Origin of the sequence: Sphaerotilus natans (genome assembly GCF_900156335.1) — a bacterium.
Classification (GTDB): domain Bacteria; phylum Pseudomonadota; class Gammaproteobacteria; order Burkholderiales; family Burkholderiaceae_C; genus Sphaerotilus; species Sphaerotilus natans.
This window is the reverse complement of record NZ_FTMZ01000005.1, coordinates 134,435-149,432: the sequence shown is the minus strand read 5'-3', so window position 1 is coordinate 149,432 and position 14,998 is coordinate 134,435. Positions and strand designations below refer to the sequence as shown.

Here is a 14,998-nt window from a genome sequence, read left to right as displayed (position 1 = left end):
CCAGTGGCAGGCAGTGCACGACGATCTCGAGCGTCGCATGCAGGAGTGCGACCGTGCCGAGCAGGAGGTTCGCCGCCTCAACGCCGAGCTCGAGGAGCGCGTGGCGGCACGGACCGCCGAGATGCAGGAGGCCAACGAGCGTCTGGGCCAGCTGCACCACGAGCTCGAGGCGCGTGTCCAGGCGCGGACCAGCGAGTTGATGAGCGCCCAGCACGAAGCCAATCAGCTGGCGGGCGAGGCCGCCGATGTTGCCGCGCGGGGCGGCGAGCTGATGCAGGATGTGGTGCAGACGATGCAGGGCATCACCGAGTCGTCGCGCAAGATCAGCGATGTCACCGGTGTCATCGACTCGATCGCTTTCCAGACCAACATCCTTGCACTCAACGCGGCGGTGGAGGCCGCGCGGGCCGGCGATCAGGGCCGGGGATTCGCGGTGGTCGCTGCCGAGGTGCGGCTGCTATCGCAGCGCAGCGCCGAGGCCGCACGCGAGATCAAGTCGCTGATCGGCACCAGCGTCGGCCGCGTCGAGCAAGGCTCGGCACTGGTCGAGCGCGCCGGGGTCACGATGGGCGACATCGTGCAGGCAATCAACCGGGTCAACGGCATCGTCGCCGAGATTGGGCATGCCGGAGAGGCAGACTCGCCGGCAGCGACGGCGCGCACCTCCCGCCTTGCCGCTGCGTCCTGAGAGGGCTCGGCGCTACAGCGCCAGCCGGCCGGCATAGCCGGTCATCTCGAGGTAGCCCAGCCCGGCGCGGCGGCCGTCGGGCCCGAGCAGCGCGCTCAGGCCTTCCCAGTAGACGGTGCCGGTGCTGCTGCGGCTGTCGAGCTCCTGCGCGTCGAGCAGGGCCTGCACCGTCCAGCGACCGGCCGGTGTCTCGACCTGCCACTCGACCGGATAGCGTGCGCCGGTGGCCGCGCTGCTCCAGCGGCGGCCGGGCGTGAAGCGCACCTCGTCCGGGCCGAAGGCCTGGGCCTGCGCTGGCGTCTGGCCGGCGCGGCGCCAGGAGCCGCCGGCCCACAGCGTGCTGCCGTCGGCGCGGCGCAGCCGGAAGGCGGTCAGCGCGCTGCCATCGTCCAGGTTCATGCCGATCCAGTCCCAGCCGACCGCCTGCGGGTGCAGCAGCGTCTCGCTCCACTCATGGTCGAGCCAGCCGCGGCCGGTCAGCGTGCGTGCGACGGCCGGCGCCCCCTCGGGCTGCCAGCGCGCCTCGACCGCCAGCTGCGGCTGGCTGTAGTAGTGGCTGGCCTGCTCCGGATCCGGGCCCTTGCGTGAAAAGCCGGCATGGCCCTGCAGCAGCAGCGACTGCGTCGTGCGCAGCACCAGCGTCAGCGTGCCGCCCAGCGCGGCCGAGCCGACCCGGGCGCGGTACAGGCTCGACCCACTGTCGCTGCCGGCCTCGCGTGTCAGATGCCAGTCGCCGAGCGTGGCGCGGGTGTCGCCGAGGGCAGCGCCGGCGCGGCCGAAGCCTTCACGGGCGATGCGCTGGTCATGGTGCTGGCGCCGCGCGCCCAGATCGGTCAGCGCGGCATGGGCGAAGATCAGCTGCCGCGCGGCAAACGCGCTCGGATGCGGCGGCTGGCGCTGCGCCAGCGCGGTGCGCGAGCGGAAGAAGGTCACCTGAAAGCCGTGGCTGGGCTCGTCGGGCCGGGCCGGGTCGGCCAGCCAGCCGGTGGCGTACCACCATTCGGTGCGGGTGTCGGGATGGGCGCCGAAGTCGGCCGGAAAGACCAGCGCACGCGGGCGCACGCCGGCCGGCGCCGCGGCCACGGCCGGCAGCGGCGTGGCTAGCGCGGCGGCGCGCAGCAGCGCGCGGCGCGAAAGCGGATGCAGCAGCGGGATCAGGGTCACCAGTCCTCCTTGACGGCCAGCGCCATTTCGCGCGAGGCGGCAGCCCGGCCGGCGATCCAGGCCGTCAGCGTGCCGGCGATCAGCACCGCTGCGGCCAGCGCGGCCAGCCGGCCCCAGGGCAGGGCCATCTCCATCGTCCAGTGAAAGCTCTGCGGGTTGACCACATGCACCAGCACCACGCTGACCGCCAGCCCCAGCGCCAGCCCGAGCAGCGCGCCGAAGCCGGTCCACACCGCGCCCTCGGCGCAGACCAGCGCCAGCACCTGGCGGCGCGCCATGCCCAGATGCTGCAGCGCGCCGAACTCGCGCCGGCGCGCCAGCACCTGCGACGAGAAGCTCGCCGCGATGCCGAACAGGCCGATGACGATCGCCACCGCCTGCAGCCAGTAGGTCACCGCGAAGCTGCGGTCGAAGATCGCCAGCGAGGTGGCGCGGATCTGCGCCGGCGAGGCGATCTCCAGCAGCGCCGCATCGGCCGCCAGCGCGCGCAGGCCGGCCTGCACCGCGCCGGGATCGGTGCCGGGCGCCAGCCACAGCGCCAGGTCGTTGACCCGCCGGTCACCGCTCAGGCGCTGCCAGGTGTCGCGCTCGATCGCCAGCGCGCCGCTCTGGCGGGCGTAGTCGCGCCAGACGCCACGCACCCGCACCTCGATGCGGCGGCCGTCGGGCAGCGGCAGCGCCAGCACCCGGCCCGGCGCCAGGCCGTGCAGCGCGACCGCGCCTTCGCTGGCCCAGATCTCGGGGCGGCCGTCGCCGACCGGCTCGGCCGGCTCGCCCACCAGCGGCAGCGTGCGCCGGGCGTCGCCGATCTCGCGGGCGATCAGCGCCAGCGGCGGCCGTGCCGGATCCAGGTCGACCGGCACGATGCGCTGCGCCTGCACCCGCGCCACGCCGGGCAGGGCGGCGGCGGCCCGCACGAAGTCCGGCTCCAGATAGGCGCCGTCGGCCTGGGCCAGGGTGGCGGCGGTGCGCGCGTACAGATCGGCCGGCAGCACCTCGTCGAGCCAGCCGGTGACCGAGTCGCGGAAGCTCGCCACCATCACCGTCAGCGCCACCGACAGCGCCAGGCTGGCGACCACGCCGGCCACCGTGATGGTGGCGCTGTCGCGCTGGTCGCGGGCACGCTCGAGCGCCAGCAGCAGGATGGGCTGGCGCGCACCGGGCCGGCGGCCCAGCACCCCGCCCACCAGCAGCGGCACGGTGACGATGCCGCCCACCAGCAGCAGCGCCACCGCCGCATAGGCGCCCAGCGGCAGGCCCTGCCAGGGCGGCGCGAAGGCCAGCGCCACGCCCAGCGCCAGCAGCAGCGGGCCCAGCCAGGGGCGGCGCGCCTGCAGATCCTCGCCGCCCAGGCCCTTGAGGCTCTGGGCCGGGGCCAGCCGGGCGGCCACCTGCGCCGGCTGCCAGCCCCCGGCCAGCGCCGCCAGCAGGCCCAGGCCGCCATAGACCGCCGCCGCGTTGCCGGACCACTGCAGCGCCGGTGCACCGCCGCCGAGCAGGCCGCTGCCCAGATCGCCGCCGAGCACCTGCAGCGCCAGCAGCGCCAGCCCGGCGCCCAGCGCCAGGCCGATCAGCGCGCCCACGCTACCCAGCAGCGCCGACTCCAGCAGCACCAGCGCCAGCCGTTCGCGGCCGGTCATGCCGATCACGCCCAGCAGCGCGAGCTGCGGCACCCGCTTGGCCACCGCCTGCGACTGCACCGAGAACACCAGGAAGGCGCCGGTGAACAGCGCCACCAGCGCCAGCACCGTCAGGTTGACCCGGTAGGCCTGCGACAGGTTGGAGACGCGCTGCGCCGCCTCGTCCGGCGCGGCGGCGCGCACGCCGGGGCCGAGCGCCGCCAGCAGGGCCGCGCGGTCGGCGCCGGGCGCCAAGCGCAGGTCGATGCGGCCGAGCTGGCCGAGCCGGTCGAAATGCGCCTGCGCGCCCGCGATGTCGATCACCGCCAGCGGCGAGGTGTCGGCCGCCACCGAGCCGCTCACGGTCAGCGCCACCAGCCGGCCGCCGCTCTGCACCCGCAGCGTGCCCCCCGGGGTCACGCCGAACAGGCGCTGCGCCGCCGGGTTCAGGAACAGCCGATCCGGATCGAGCGCCGCCAGCCGGGGCGCGTCCCCCGAGGCCTCGCGCAGCGCCGGATCGGGCCGCGGCAGCAGGGCCGGTGCCAGCGCCGCGGCCACCAGCATGTCCTGGCCGATCACCCGCAGGCCGCGCTTGCGCCCGCCCGCGTCCAGCGCGACCGTGTCGATCTCGATCACCGGGCTGGCCAGCGCCACCTCAGGCCGCGCCGCGACCTGCGCATACAGCGCTTCGTCGAGCTGCCGGGCACCTGCCGGGCGCAGCTCCAGATCCGGCTGGCCGTTGACGGTGCGCACCGCCTGGCCGAATTCGGCCAGCGCCGAAGCATTGATCAGGTGCACCGCAAAGGCCAGCGCCACGCCCAGCGCGACCGCCAGCAGCGCCACCGCGACCCGGCCGGGATGGTGGCGCATCTCCTGCGCGATCAGCGTCAGCAGCAGGGGCAGGGCGCCAGCCGGTCGACTCCGGCGCATCGGAAGTGGCGAGGGGGCGGGCGAGGTCGTCACAGGCGTGTCTGCATTGCAACGGTTCGGTACCGTTTGTGAGCAGATTTGAGCGCACAATCCGCAGCAGTACCTGACCCGCGTTCCAGATTCAATCCAAGAACATGAACGATCCCCAGGCCCATCCGGCCAACCCGGCCCATCCGGCGACGGCGGGCGAGCCGGTCGAGGCGGCACCGCGTCTGCCGACTGGCTTCGGTCCGTGGATGGACCGGCTGGCCGACTGGGTCCACCGGATCGGGGTGAGGCAGGCCACGCTGGCCATCGTCGGCTCCAGCGTGCTGCTGTCGGTGCTGCTCGATGTGCTGTGGCATTGGCTGGCGGGCTGGCCGCTGAGCACCCGCTCGCTGCTGCTGGCCACGCTGCTGCCGGTGCCGATCGCCGGGCTGGGTGCGGGCATCACGCTGCGGTTGATCGTCGCGCTCGACCAGGCGCGCAGCCGCGCCGAGCAGCTGGCGTTGACCGACGCGCTGACCGGCGTGCGCAACCGCCGCTGGTTCATGACGCAGGCCGCGCTGGAGTTCGAGCGCGCCACCCGCCATGGCCGATCGCTGGCGCTGGTGCTGATCGATGTCGATCATTTCAAGCGCGTCAATGACGAGCATGGCCACCAGACCGGCGACCGGCTGCTGGTCGAGATCGCGCAGACCTGCGCGGCGACGCTGCGGCGCACCGATCTGCTGGCGCGCTTCGGCGGCGAGGAGTTCATCGTGCTGCTGCCCGAGACCGGCCAGCGCGAGGCGGTGCGGCTGGCCGAGCGCATGCGCCAGGCGGTGCAGGCCGGGCTGCGCGATCCGCAGCATCCGCTGCAGGTGCCGGTGACCATCAGCCTCGGGGTGGTGGCGATGAGCGCGGCCACGCCGACGCTGGATGCGCTGATCCGCGCCACCGACCAGGCGCTCTACGACGCCAAGCGCGCCGGCCGCGACCGGGTGCACACGCTGCCGCTGTCGCTCGGCGGCTGAGGTTGCAGGCCGCTCGGGCGGGCTCATCGCAGCGCCTCGATGCCGTCGGCGCGCAGCCGCAGCCGACGGTCGGCCTGCGCGGCGGCGTGCTCGGAATGGGTGACGATCAGGCAGCCGGCCCGGTGGCGCCGCGCCTGGCCGACCAGCAGGTCGAGCACGCGCTGCGCGGTGCGCGGGTCCAGGTTGCCGGTGGGCTCGTCGGCCAGGATCAGCGCCGGGCGATGCACCAGCGCACGCGCGATCGCCACCCGCTGGAGCTGGCCGCCGGAGAGCTCGCGCGGGCGCCGCCCGCCCAGGCCGGCCAGATCGACCTCGGCCAGCAGCTCGGCCACGCGGGCGTCGATGGCCGCGCGCTCGCGCCAGCCCAGCAGCAGCAGCGGCAGCGCGATGTTGTCGGCCACGCTCAGGTGCGGCAGCACATGGAAGGCCTGGAAGACGAAGCCCAGCGTCTCGCGGCGCAGCAGCGCGGCGGCGTGCTCGCCCAGGTCCTGCACCGCGCGGCCGGCGATCTCGACCTGGCCGCGGTCGGCGCGGTCCAGCCCGGCGATGCAGTTCAGCAGCGTGGACTTGCCCACGCCGGAGTCGCCCACCAGCGCCACCACCTCGCCCGGCGCCATCTCCAGGCTGACCGCCTCGAAGACCGGCGTGTCGCGGTAGGCCTTGCCCAGGTCCTGCAGACGCAGCAGCGGCGGCGGTGTCATCGCGCACGCGCCTCCAGCAGCGGCAGGCCGCGCGCCAGCACCGCGCCGACCGGGTCGGGCCCGTCGGCGGCGATCACCTCGCGCTGGGGCATGCTGCGCAGCCAGGTGAGCTGGCGCTTGGCGAGCTGGCGGGTCGCGGCGATGCCGCGCTCGGCCAGCTCGGAGGCGGGCCACAGGCCGTCGAGCGCCTCCCAGGCCTGGCGGTAGCCGACGCAGCGCATCGAGGGCAGGCCGGGATCCAGGTCGCCGCGCGCGCGCAGCCGCTCGACCTCGGGCACGAAGCCCTCGGCCAGCATCGCCTCGAAGCGCTGCGCGATGCGCGCATGCAGCCAGGCGCGGTCCTGCGGCTCCAGCGACAGCAGCCGGAATTCGTCCGGGCGCGCGGCCTCGGCCACGCGGGCGCGGTCGAAGCGATCGGTGTGCCAGGCCGACAGCGGCTGGCCGCTCAGGCGCCAGACCTCCAGCGCGCGCTGGATGCGCTGGGCGTCGTTGGGCGCCAGCCGCGCGGCGGTGGTCGGGTCGATGCGCGCCAGCTCGGCGTGCATCGCCGGCCAGCCGATCCGCGCGGCCTGCGCGTCGAGCTCGGCGCGCAGCGCGGCGTCGGCAGGCGGGAGCGTGTCCAGGCCGTCGAACAGCGCCTTCAGGTAGAGCATCGTGCCGCCGGCGAGCACCGGCTCGGCGCCGCGCGCGCGGATCTCGCCGATCAGCCGGCGCGCGTCGGCGACGAACTCGGCGGTCGAGTAGGCGGCGGTCGGCTCGATCAGGTCGATCAGGTGGTGCGGCACTTCGGCCCGCTCGGCCGGCGTGGGCTTGGCGGTGCCGATGTCCATGCCGCGGTAGACCAGCGCCGAATCGACGCTGATGATCTCCACCGGCGGCAGGCCGCGCGAGCGCGCCGCCCGCGCCAGCGCCAGCGCCGCGCCGGTCTTGCCGGAGGCGGTCGGCCCGGCGATCACCAGCACCGGGGCGGTGCTCATGCGGTCTTCTCCGCCGGCAGGCCGTGGCGCTGCACCGCCGTCCAGCCGATCAGCGCCACCGCCACCGAGGCCGCGCCCACGCCGCAGGCCAGCGGCCGGGTGGTGCCGTCGAGCGCGCCGCCCAGCCATTGGCCCAGGAAGAAGGCGGTCGCCGCCAGGATGAAGCCCGACAGCGCCGAAGCCATGCCCGCCTGCTGCGGGAAGGGCCCGACCACGCCGGCCTGGCCGCAGGGCTGGTGCGTGCCGTGGCCGAAGGCGTAGGCCAGCTGCGGCAGCAGCACCGCCCAGACCGTCTGCACGCCGGCCAGCGCCAGGGCGGTCATCGACAGGCCGCCGGCCAGCGAGATCAGTGCGGCGCGGCGCACCGCGCCGGTCGGGCCGTGGCGCACCAGCCAGCGCCGGCACACCACCGTGCCGGCCAGATAGGCCACCGAGCTGCTGCACAGCGCCAGGCCGTACTGGGTCGCGCTCAGGCCCAGCACCTGCATGTAGACGAAGGACGAGCCCGACAGGAAGAGGAACAGGCCGCCGTAGGTCGCGGCGGTCAGCCCGGACCAGCCGAGAAAGGTCGGGTGGCGCAGGATGCGCCCCCAGCTCTGCAGCAGCGGGCCCGGCTGCAGCGCGCGTGGATTGCGCTCGCGGATCGTCTCGGGCAGACGCAGCGCGACGAAGAGCAGCGCGCCCAGCACGATCAGCGCGATGGTCACGAAGCTGGCGCGCCAGCCGAACCAGCCGGTCACCAGGCCGCCCAGCAGCGGGCTGGACAGCGCGATCAGCCCCAGGCCCGACATGCCCAGCGACATGATGCGCATGCCCTCGCTGGGCTGGTAGAGGTCGCGCACCATCGCGCGCGCCACCACCACCGCGCCCGACATCGCCGCGCCCTGCACGATGCGGGTGGCGATCAGCGCCTGGATGTCGGCCGCGGTGGCCGCCGCCAGGCTGGAGAGCAGATAGGCCGACAGCGACACCAGCAGCACCGGCCGGCGGCCGAAGCGGTCGGCCACCGGGCCCCAGACCAGCTGGCCGAAGCCGAAGGCCAGCAGCAGCGCCGCCATGGTCTGCTGGGTGGCGGCCATCGAGGCGCCCAGCTCGGTCTTGATGCCCGGCAGCGCCGGCAGGTAGAGATCGGTCGAGACCGGCTGCAGGCCCAGCAGCAGCGCCAGCGCGATGGCGATGATCAGGTCGGCCGGGCGGGCCACGGCGGTGGCGGCGGGGGAGGTGGCGTTCATGGGGCGATCTGCCGCTTCAGCCGCGGTCGGCGGTGGCGCGGCGGCGAACCCCGTCGAGGTAGGCGTGCGGATCGGGCGGCTGGCCGCTGCGCTGCGAGGCCCAGATCATCTCGCCCAGGCAGTCCATCACCTCGTGCTGCGCGGCGTGCAGGTCGCCGCGCCGGGCCGCCAGCAGCTCGACCGCCTGGCGGATGCCGCGCGGCTGGTCGATCGAGACCTGCTCGCTGATGCTCAGGTGCATCGACAGGTGCAGGAAGGGGTTGGTGCGGCCGTCCTCGACCTGGTAGACGGCGGCCAGCGCGGCGGGCAGGTCGGCCAGGTCGGCGTGGTATTCGGGGTGGAGCTCGATCCACTGCGATGCAAGCGTCTCGATCGGCGAGAGCGGCTCGCCGGCGCGCGACTTGCGCCAAGCCTCGCAGAAGAATGTCCGGACGTCGTTCTGGCTGGGGGCAAACATCCGACAATTGTGGCCTTTTTCCACTGTCGCTGCCGGCTGCGGGCCGGACGGCCCTGCCATGACGACCTCGCCCGAAACGATCACGCTCACCTCCGCGCAGCTCTTTTCGGAGGCGCGCACCCACAACGCCTGGCAGGACCGCCCGGTCGCGCCCGAGCTGCTGCGCGCGCTGCACGACCGCCTGAAATGGGCGCCGACGGCGATGAACTGCGGCCCGCTGCGGGTGCGCTTCGTCGTCTCGGCCGAGGCGCGCTCAGCGCTGCTGCCGCTGATGGCCGAGGGCAACCGCGCCAAGACCGCCGCCGCGCCGGTGGTGGCGGTGCTGGGCGCCGACCTCGACTTCCCCGCGACGATGGGTCGGCTGGCGCCGCATGTGCCGGCCGCCGCCTTCGAGGGCCAGCCGGCCAAGGTCGAGCACATGGCGCGCTTCAACGCCACGCTGCAGACCGGCTACTTCATCCTGGCGGCGCGCTCGCTGGGCCTGGACTGCGGTCCGATGGCCGGCTTCGACGCCGCTGGCGTCGACGCGGCCTTCTGGGGCGGCACCGCGGTGAAGACGCTGCTGGTGTGCAACCTCGGCCACGGCGACCCCGCCGGCCTGCGCCCGCGCGCGGCCCGCCTGGACTTCGACGACGCCTGCCGCATCCTGTGATCACCGATCCGGCGTTCTACGCCGTCGCGGTGCCGGCGGCGCTGCTGGTGGGCATCTCCAAGTCGGGCTTCGCCTCCGGCATCGGCGCGCTGGCCACGCCGCTGCTGGCGATGAGCGTGAGCGTGCCGCAGGCCGCCGCGCTGGTGCTGCCGCTGCTGTGCCTGTCCGATGTCATGGGCCTGGTGACGCTGCGCCGCCATGCCGACTGGACGGTGCTGCGCCAGCTGCTGCCCGCCGGCCTGATCGGCATCGTGCTGGGCTGGATCGGCTTCGGCGTGCTGTCGCCGCAGCTCGTGGGCGGGCTGACCGGCCTGGTGACGCTGATCTTCCTGGCCTGGAACCTGAGGTTTCCGCCGCGGGCCGATGCCGCGCCGCCCAGCGCTGCGGCCAGCGGCGCGCTGGCGCTGACCTCCGGCTTCACCAGCTTCATCGCGCACAGCGGCGGCCCGCCGATCGTGATGGCGCTGCTGCCGCGCCACATGGCGCCGCTGGCCTACGCCGGCACCTCGGCGGTGTTCTTTGCCGCGATCAATGCTGCCAAGTGGGGGCCCTACGGCCTGCTCGGCCTGATCGACGGCGGGCAGCTCGCCACCTCGGCGGTGCTGATGCCGGTGGCCGCCGCCGGCGTGCTGATCGGCATCCAGGCGACGAAGCATGTCTCGCCGCGCTGGTTCTACCGGCTGGTGCAGTGGGGCATGTTCCTGACCGGGGTCAAGCTGCTGTGGGATGCGCTGAAGTGAGGCGGCCAGCCCGCCCGGCGCTCAAGCCTGCGGTCAGCGAGCCGGCCTAGCATCGTCGCCCCCGATGCCCGCGCATCTGTCCTGTCCTGGAGAGTCTCCCGCATGAATGCCCCGGCCCTGGCCGCGTCCGCCGTCCGCCTCGAACCCCACGCCACGCTGTCCGGCGTGGCGGTGCTCACCCTGTCCAACCCGGGCAAGCTCAATGCCGTCAACGTCGCGATGTGGCGCGAGCTGCGCCAGATCTTCGAGGGCCTGGACGCGCGCGAGCCCGACCTGCGCTGCGTGATCGTGCGCGGCGAGGGCGGCACCTTCGTCTCCGGCGGCGACATCGAGGAGTTCCCGGCCTTCCGCTTCGCGCCGGAGACGGTGCGCGACTTCCACGAGAACATCGTCGCCCCGGCGCTCGACGCGATGTACCGCTGCGACATCCCGCTGGTGGCGCAGATCGAGCGCGCCTGCGTCGGCGGCGGGCTGGAGATCGCCTGCCAGTGCGACATCCGCATCGCCGGGCGCTCGAGCCGCTTCGGCGCGCCGATCGCCCGGCTGGGCTTCCCGATGGCGATCGACGAGCTCGCGGGCGTGGCGCGGGTGGCCGGGCTGGCCACCGCCGCCGAGATCCTGCTGGAGGCGCGGCTGCTGGAGGCCGAGGTCGCGCTGCAGCGCGGCCTGGTGCAGCGGGTGATGCCCGACGAGGAGGTCGCACCGGAGGCCGAGGCCACCGCGCGGCGCATCGCCGCCGGCGCCCCGCGTGCCGCGCGCCTGAACAAGCAGGCGCTACGCCTGGTCGCGCCGCAGTTCTGCTTCTCCGAGGCGCAGCGCCAGCAGCTCGCCGCCTACGCCAGCGGCCCCGACCACCGCGAGGGCATCGCCGCCTTCATCGAGAAGCGCCCCCCGAAGTTCACCGGCGCCTGAGTTTTCTGGCCCCTGAGTCTTCTGGCGCCTGATTCCCCCATCACCTCCGTCATCCCCGCGCAGGCGGGGATCCACGCCCGCCGCCCCATGAGCCCCGCCGCCAACCCCAACCTCTTCGCCGCCCTGCGCGCCGCCTTTCCCGCCGACCTCGACGCGATCGCGATCGAGACCGACAGCGGCCTGGATTATTCCTGGCGCGACCTCGACCGCGCCACCGCGATGCTGGCCAACCTGCTGCAGTCGCTGGAGATCCCGGCCGGCAGCCGGGTGGCCGCGCACACCGAGAAGTCGGTCGAGGCGCTGATGCTCTATCTGGCGACGCTGCGCGCGGGGCTGGTCTACCTGCCGCTCAACACCGCCTATCAGGCGGCCGAGCTGGACTACTTCATCGGCAACGCCGAGCCCGCGGTGGTGGTCTGCGCGGGCCGGAACTTCCCGTGGATCAGCCAGCTCGCCTTCCAGAAGGGCGTGGCGCATGTCTTCACGCTCAACGACGACCGCACCGGCACGCTGCTCGACCGCGCCGCGCATTTCCCCGACACCCACGAGATCGCGCCGAAGTCGGCCGACGACCTGGCCGCGATCCTCTACACCTCCGGCACCACCGGCCGCAGCAAGGGCGCGATGCTCAGCCACGGCAACCTGCTGTCCAACGCGCAGATGCTCAAGGACTTCTGGGACTGGAGAGAAGGCGACGTGCTGATCCACGCGCTGCCGATCTTCCATGTCCACGGCCTGTTCGTCGCCAGCCACGGCGCGCTGCTCAACGGCTCGAAGATGCTGTGGCTGTCGAAGTTCGATCCGAAGGCGGTGGTCGAGCGCCTGCCGCGTGCCAGCGTCTTCATGGGCGTGCCGACGCTCTACGTGCGGCTGCTGCAGGAGGTCGGGCTGACGCGCGAGGCCTGCCGCAACATGCGCCTGTTCATCTCCGGCTCGGCGCCGCTGCTGATCGAGACCTTCCGCGACTGGCAGGCGCGCACCGGCCACACCATCCTGGAGCGCTACGGCATGAGCGAGACGATCATGCTGACCTCCAACCCCTGCCGCGCCGAGGCCGGCGAGCATGAACCTCGGCGGCTGGGCGGCACGGTCGGGCCGGCCCTGCCGGGCGTGGGCGTGCGCGTGGTCGACGACGCCGGCGCCGCGGTGGCCGCCGACGAGATCGGCCATGTGCAGGTGCGCGGCCCGAACGTCTTCGGCGGCTACTGGCGCATGCCGGAGAAGACCGCCGAGGAGTTCACCGCCGATGCGTCGGGTGAGCGCTGGTTCAGGACCGGCGATGTCGGCCGCTTCGACGCGCAGGGCTACCTCACCATCGTCGGCCGCAGCAAGGACCTGATCATTACCGGCGGCTACAACGTCTACCCGGCCGAGATCGAGGGCTGGCTCAACGACATGCCCGGCGTGGCCGAGTCGGCGGTGGTCGGCGTGCCGCACCCTGACTTCGGCGAGGGCGTGATCGCGCTGATCGTGCCCAAAGTGGGCGCCACGCTCGATGCCGATGCGCTGGTGGTGCAGCTCAAGACGCAGATCGCCGGCTACAAGGTGCCCAAGCGCGCCTTCGTGGTGGCCGAGCTGCCGCGCAACGCGATGGGCAAGGTGCAGAAGAACCTGCTGCGCGACGCGCACCGGGCGCTGTTCACCGGCTGATCGGCGCCTCTGCCGGGGGGCTTTCTGGCGCCGCCAGCAGTGCCTCGGCGCGCAGCGTGCGCAGCAGCTTCTGGCCGGCGCGGCCGTCCGGGGCGCGCTCGCCGAACAGGCGGCCGCGCTCGGCGCGGATGGCCGCGCGGCTGCGCTCGCCCAGCAGGCCGTCGATCGCGCCGATGTCATGGCCGCGTGCGGCCAGCAGCTGCTGCAGCTCGCGGCGTTCGGCGCGCGACAGGCCGGCGTCGTCGGTCGGCCACGGCGTCACGAAGGGGCCGGCGCCGCGCAGCCGGTCGGCCAGGTGCGCGATCGCCAGGCCGTAGCTCTCGGCGGCGTTGTAGCTGTAGATCGCGTCGAAGTTCTTCGTCACCAGGAAGGCCGGGCCCTGGGGGCCGGCGGGCGTCATCAGGCCGGCGGGCGCATCGAGCTCTGGCAGCGGCGCGCCGTCGGCGCGGCGCAGGCCCAGGTCGCGCCAGCGTGCCATCGGCTGGCGCAGCTTGCGGCCCTGGCCCTCGGTGGAGAAGCCTTCCGGCAGCCGCACCTCGAAGCCCCAGGGCAGGCCGTCCTTCCAGCCCGCGCGGGCCAAGAAATTGGCGGTCGAGGCCAGCGCGTCGGGCACGCTGTCGATCAGGTCGCGGCGGCCGTCGCCGTCGAAGTCGACCGCCAGGCGCTCGTAGGTGGTTGGCATGAACTGGGTGTGGCCGAAGGCGCCGGCCCAGGAGCCGCGCAGCCGCTCCGGCGGGACATGACCGGCCTGCAGGATGCGCAGCGCCGCGAACAGCTCGCCGCGGAAGAAGCCCTGGCGCCGCCCCTGGCACGACAGCGTGGCCAGCGACTGCACCAGCGGGTAGCTGCCGAAGGTCTGGCCGAAGTTGCTCTCCACGCCCCAGACGGCGACCACGGTGGCCGCGTCGACCCCGTGGCGCTGCGCCACCTCGTCCAGCACCGGACGGTGCTGCTCCAGCATGGCCCGGCCCTGCGCGCGCGCTCGTCATCGACCAGCGCTGCCAGGTAGTCCCAGATCGGCGTGCGGAACTCGGGCTGCTGGTCGAGCTTGTCCAGCACCTCGGGCAGGGCGGCCAGGTCCGCGGTGTGCTGCCGCCAGGTCTCGGACGCGACGCCGGCCGTGCGGGCCGCGGGCTGCAGCGCGGAGAGGCAGGACTGCAGCACCGCGTCGGGCGCAGCGTCGGGGGGCATCTGTGCCACGGCGAGCAGCGGCAGCAGCAGTGCGGGCAGGGCGAGGAGGCGGGCGGATGTCATGGGGCTTCATTTTCACGCGGGAGATCTCCGGGTTTTCCGAGGCCTTCGATTGCATGCGGGTTCCAGTTCCGCCAACGCCAGGGTGAGCGTCGGGTTGAGCAGGTCACTGCGCCACGCCGCCGCCGTCGTCACCACCTCGACCTTCTGCAGCAACGGCTTGAACAACACGTTGTTCGGTGCCATTCGGCGTAAGGACTCCGGGACCAGGCCGATGCCTTGCCCGCACCCGACCGAAGCCACCTGCGTCGTCACGCTGCGAACCTCGTGCAAGATTCGAGGCGAGAAGCCACTGGCCTGACAGAGGGCGATGATGCGGTCGAAATAGACGGGACTGACCCGGCGGCTGAACATCACAAACGCCTCATCCGCCAGCATCGCCATGTCGATGCGACGCTGGCCTGCAAGTCGGTGGCCTGCAGGCAGGGCGACGACCAGGCTATCCTGAGACATCGCCATCGTCTGGATATCGGCTCCCAGGTCACCCTCCAGCCGCGCAAAAGCCAGGTCCACGTCACCTGAGCGCAGCGCGGGTACGGCATCGACGCTGTCGATCTCGTGCACCGAGATCGTCAACCGGGGCTGGGTCGCACGCAATCGATCCAGGTAGGCCGGCAACACCTCCAGCATGGCCGAGGAGATGGCGCCGATGGTCAGCATGCCGGTCTGGCCCGAGGTGGCTTCGCGTACCGCCAACTCCAGCTGCTCCATCTGCTGCACGAACTTGCGCACCGCCGGCAGGATCGCGTGGCCCACCGGCGTGAGCTGCGCTCCCAGTCGGGAGCGCACAAAAAGCTGTGCCTTCAGGGCCTGCTCCAGCACCTGGATCTGCTCGGTCAGCGGAGGTTGAGACATGCCCAGCCGCTTTGCCGCGCGACTGAAGTTCTGCTCCTCGGCCACGGCCAGGAACAACCACAGGTGGCGCATCAGGCGGAAGTTGATCATGTCTGCCCCATAGGTTTGGCGTATGGATGAATTCCTGAGATCGGAATTTACAGAATGATGGTCGGGATCGACAGTGGCGTCACAC

12 protein-coding genes and 2 pseudogenes are annotated in these 14,998 nt (G+C 73.2%); 6 read left to right on the top strand and 8 right to left on the bottom strand.

The genetic code is table 11. The annotated features are described in order from the left end of the window. Positions 1-214: 214 nt before the first annotated feature. A pseudogene (locus BW996_RS22570) lies at positions 215-643 on the top strand (methyl-accepting chemotaxis protein); the annotation flags it as partial. 57 nt (positions 644-700) lie between these two features. Here the strand turns inward: BW996_RS22570 and BW996_RS06805 are convergent. Continuing rightward, the gene (locus BW996_RS06805) at positions 701-1,852 is read right to left on the bottom strand and encodes a lipocalin-like domain-containing protein (protein WP_139330781.1); all 1,152 of its coding nucleotides are present in this window, start codon (positions 1,850-1,852) and stop codon (positions 701-703) included. After that, positions 1,849-4,401, bottom strand: a complete 2,553-nt coding sequence (locus BW996_RS06800) for an FtsX-like permease family protein (protein WP_037483984.1) — start codon at positions 4,399-4,401, stop codon at positions 1,849-1,851. The genes BW996_RS06805 and BW996_RS06800 overlap by 4 nt, the downstream gene beginning before the upstream one ends. Positions 4,402-4,535: 134 nt before the next feature. Here BW996_RS06800 and BW996_RS06795 point away from each other — a divergent pair, with 134 nt between their 5' ends. Next, entirely contained in the window at positions 4,536-5,396 is an 861-nt protein-coding gene (locus BW996_RS06795) for a GGDEF domain-containing protein (RefSeq protein WP_051632125.1), read from the top strand. Between the two features lie 23 nt (positions 5,397-5,419). Here the strand turns inward: BW996_RS06795 and BW996_RS06790 are convergent, their stop codons facing one another. From BW996_RS06790 to BW996_RS06775, 4 genes are read right to left on the bottom strand one after another with little or no spacing between them, the layout of a single operon-like run. Further along, a complete protein-coding gene (locus tag BW996_RS06790) occupies positions 5,420-6,097 on the bottom strand; it encodes an ABC transporter ATP-binding protein (RefSeq protein ID WP_037483986.1) in 678 nt (225 codons plus the stop codon). Further along, positions 6,094-7,074, bottom strand: a complete 981-nt coding sequence (gene miaA / locus BW996_RS06785; protein ID WP_037483988.1) for a tRNA (adenosine(37)-N6)-dimethylallyltransferase MiaA — start codon at positions 7,072-7,074, stop codon at positions 6,094-6,096. The genes BW996_RS06790 and miaA overlap by 4 nt, the downstream gene beginning before the upstream one ends. Further along, complete coding sequence (locus tag BW996_RS06780) at positions 7,071-8,306, bottom strand: multidrug effflux MFS transporter (protein ID WP_037483990.1); 1,236 nt, start codon at positions 8,304-8,306, stop codon at positions 7,071-7,073. The genes miaA and BW996_RS06780 overlap by 4 nt, the downstream gene beginning before the upstream one ends. A gap of 16 nt (positions 8,307-8,322) precedes the next feature. After that, positions 8,323-8,763 (bottom strand): DUF1841 family protein, encoded by a 441-nt coding sequence (locus tag BW996_RS06775; RefSeq protein ID WP_037483992.1) that lies wholly within the window; start codon positions 8,761-8,763, stop codon positions 8,323-8,325. Between the two features lie 58 nt (positions 8,764-8,821). Between BW996_RS06775 and BW996_RS06770 the strand changes: the two genes are divergently transcribed. From BW996_RS06770 to BW996_RS06755, 4 genes are all read left to right on the top strand, one after another. Beyond that, positions 8,822-9,415, top strand: coding sequence for a malonic semialdehyde reductase (locus BW996_RS06770; RefSeq protein ID WP_051632126.1), 594 nt, complete (start codon positions 8,822-8,824; stop codon positions 9,413-9,415). Further along, the gene (locus BW996_RS06765; protein ID WP_037483995.1) at positions 9,412-10,155 is read left to right on the top strand and encodes a sulfite exporter TauE/SafE family protein; all 744 of its coding nucleotides are present in this window, start codon (positions 9,412-9,414) and stop codon (positions 10,153-10,155) included. The genes BW996_RS06770 and BW996_RS06765 overlap by 4 nt, the downstream gene beginning before the upstream one ends. A gap of 102 nt (positions 10,156-10,257) precedes the next feature. Further along, positions 10,258-11,067, top strand: a complete 810-nt coding sequence (locus tag BW996_RS06760) for an enoyl-CoA hydratase/isomerase family protein (protein WP_037483996.1) — start codon at positions 10,258-10,260, stop codon at positions 11,065-11,067. A gap of 87 nt (positions 11,068-11,154) precedes the next feature. Then, entirely contained in the window at positions 11,155-12,717 is a 1,563-nt protein-coding gene (locus BW996_RS06755) for a malonate--CoA ligase (RefSeq protein WP_076458790.1), read from the top strand. Here the strand turns inward: BW996_RS06755 and BW996_RS06750 are convergent. After that, positions 12,707-13,971, bottom strand: a pseudogene (locus tag BW996_RS06750) (lytic murein transglycosylase). The gene BW996_RS06755 and the pseudogene BW996_RS06750 overlap by 11 nt on opposite strands. A gap of 12 nt (positions 13,972-13,983) precedes the next feature. Continuing rightward, positions 13,984-14,913 (bottom strand): LysR family transcriptional regulator, encoded by a 930-nt coding sequence (locus BW996_RS06745; RefSeq protein WP_051631597.1) that lies wholly within the window; start codon positions 14,911-14,913, stop codon positions 13,984-13,986. Positions 14,914-14,998: the final 85 nt, after the last annotated feature.

What these genes read in the sequence shown, in the direction of transcription:
- miaA (WP_037483988.1), bottom strand. Translation starts at nt 7,074, where the DNA reads ATGAGCACCGCCCCGGTGCTGGTGATCGCCGGGCCGACCGCCTCCGGC.
- BW996_RS06795 (WP_051632125.1), top strand. Translation starts at nt 4,536, where the DNA reads ATGAACGATCCCCAGGCCCATCCGGCCAACCCGGCCCATCCGGCGACG.
- BW996_RS06745 (WP_051631597.1), bottom strand. Translation starts at nt 14,913, where the DNA reads ATGATCAACTTCCGCCTGATGCGCCACCTGTGGTTGTTCCTGGCCGTG.
- BW996_RS06770 (WP_051632126.1), top strand. Translation starts at nt 8,822, where the DNA reads ATGACGACCTCGCCCGAAACGATCACGCTCACCTCCGCGCAGCTCTTT.
- BW996_RS06755 (WP_076458790.1), top strand. Translation starts at nt 11,155, where the DNA reads ATGAGCCCCGCCGCCAACCCCAACCTCTTCGCCGCCCTGCGCGCCGCC.
- BW996_RS06790 (WP_037483986.1), bottom strand. Translation starts at nt 6,097, where the DNA reads ATGACACCGCCGCCGCTGCTGCGTCTGCAGGACCTGGGCAAGGCCTAC.
- BW996_RS06800 (WP_037483984.1), bottom strand. Translation starts at nt 4,401, where the DNA reads ATGCGCCGGAGTCGACCGGCTGGCGCCCTGCCCCTGCTGCTGACGCTG.
- BW996_RS06760 (WP_037483996.1), top strand. Translation starts at nt 10,258, where the DNA reads ATGAATGCCCCGGCCCTGGCCGCGTCCGCCGTCCGCCTCGAACCCCAC.
- BW996_RS06775 (WP_037483992.1), bottom strand. Translation starts at nt 8,763, where the DNA reads ATGTTTGCCCCCAGCCAGAACGACGTCCGGACATTCTTCTGCGAGGCT.
- BW996_RS06780 (WP_037483990.1), bottom strand. Translation starts at nt 8,306, where the DNA reads ATGAACGCCACCTCCCCCGCCGCCACCGCCGTGGCCCGCCCGGCCGAC.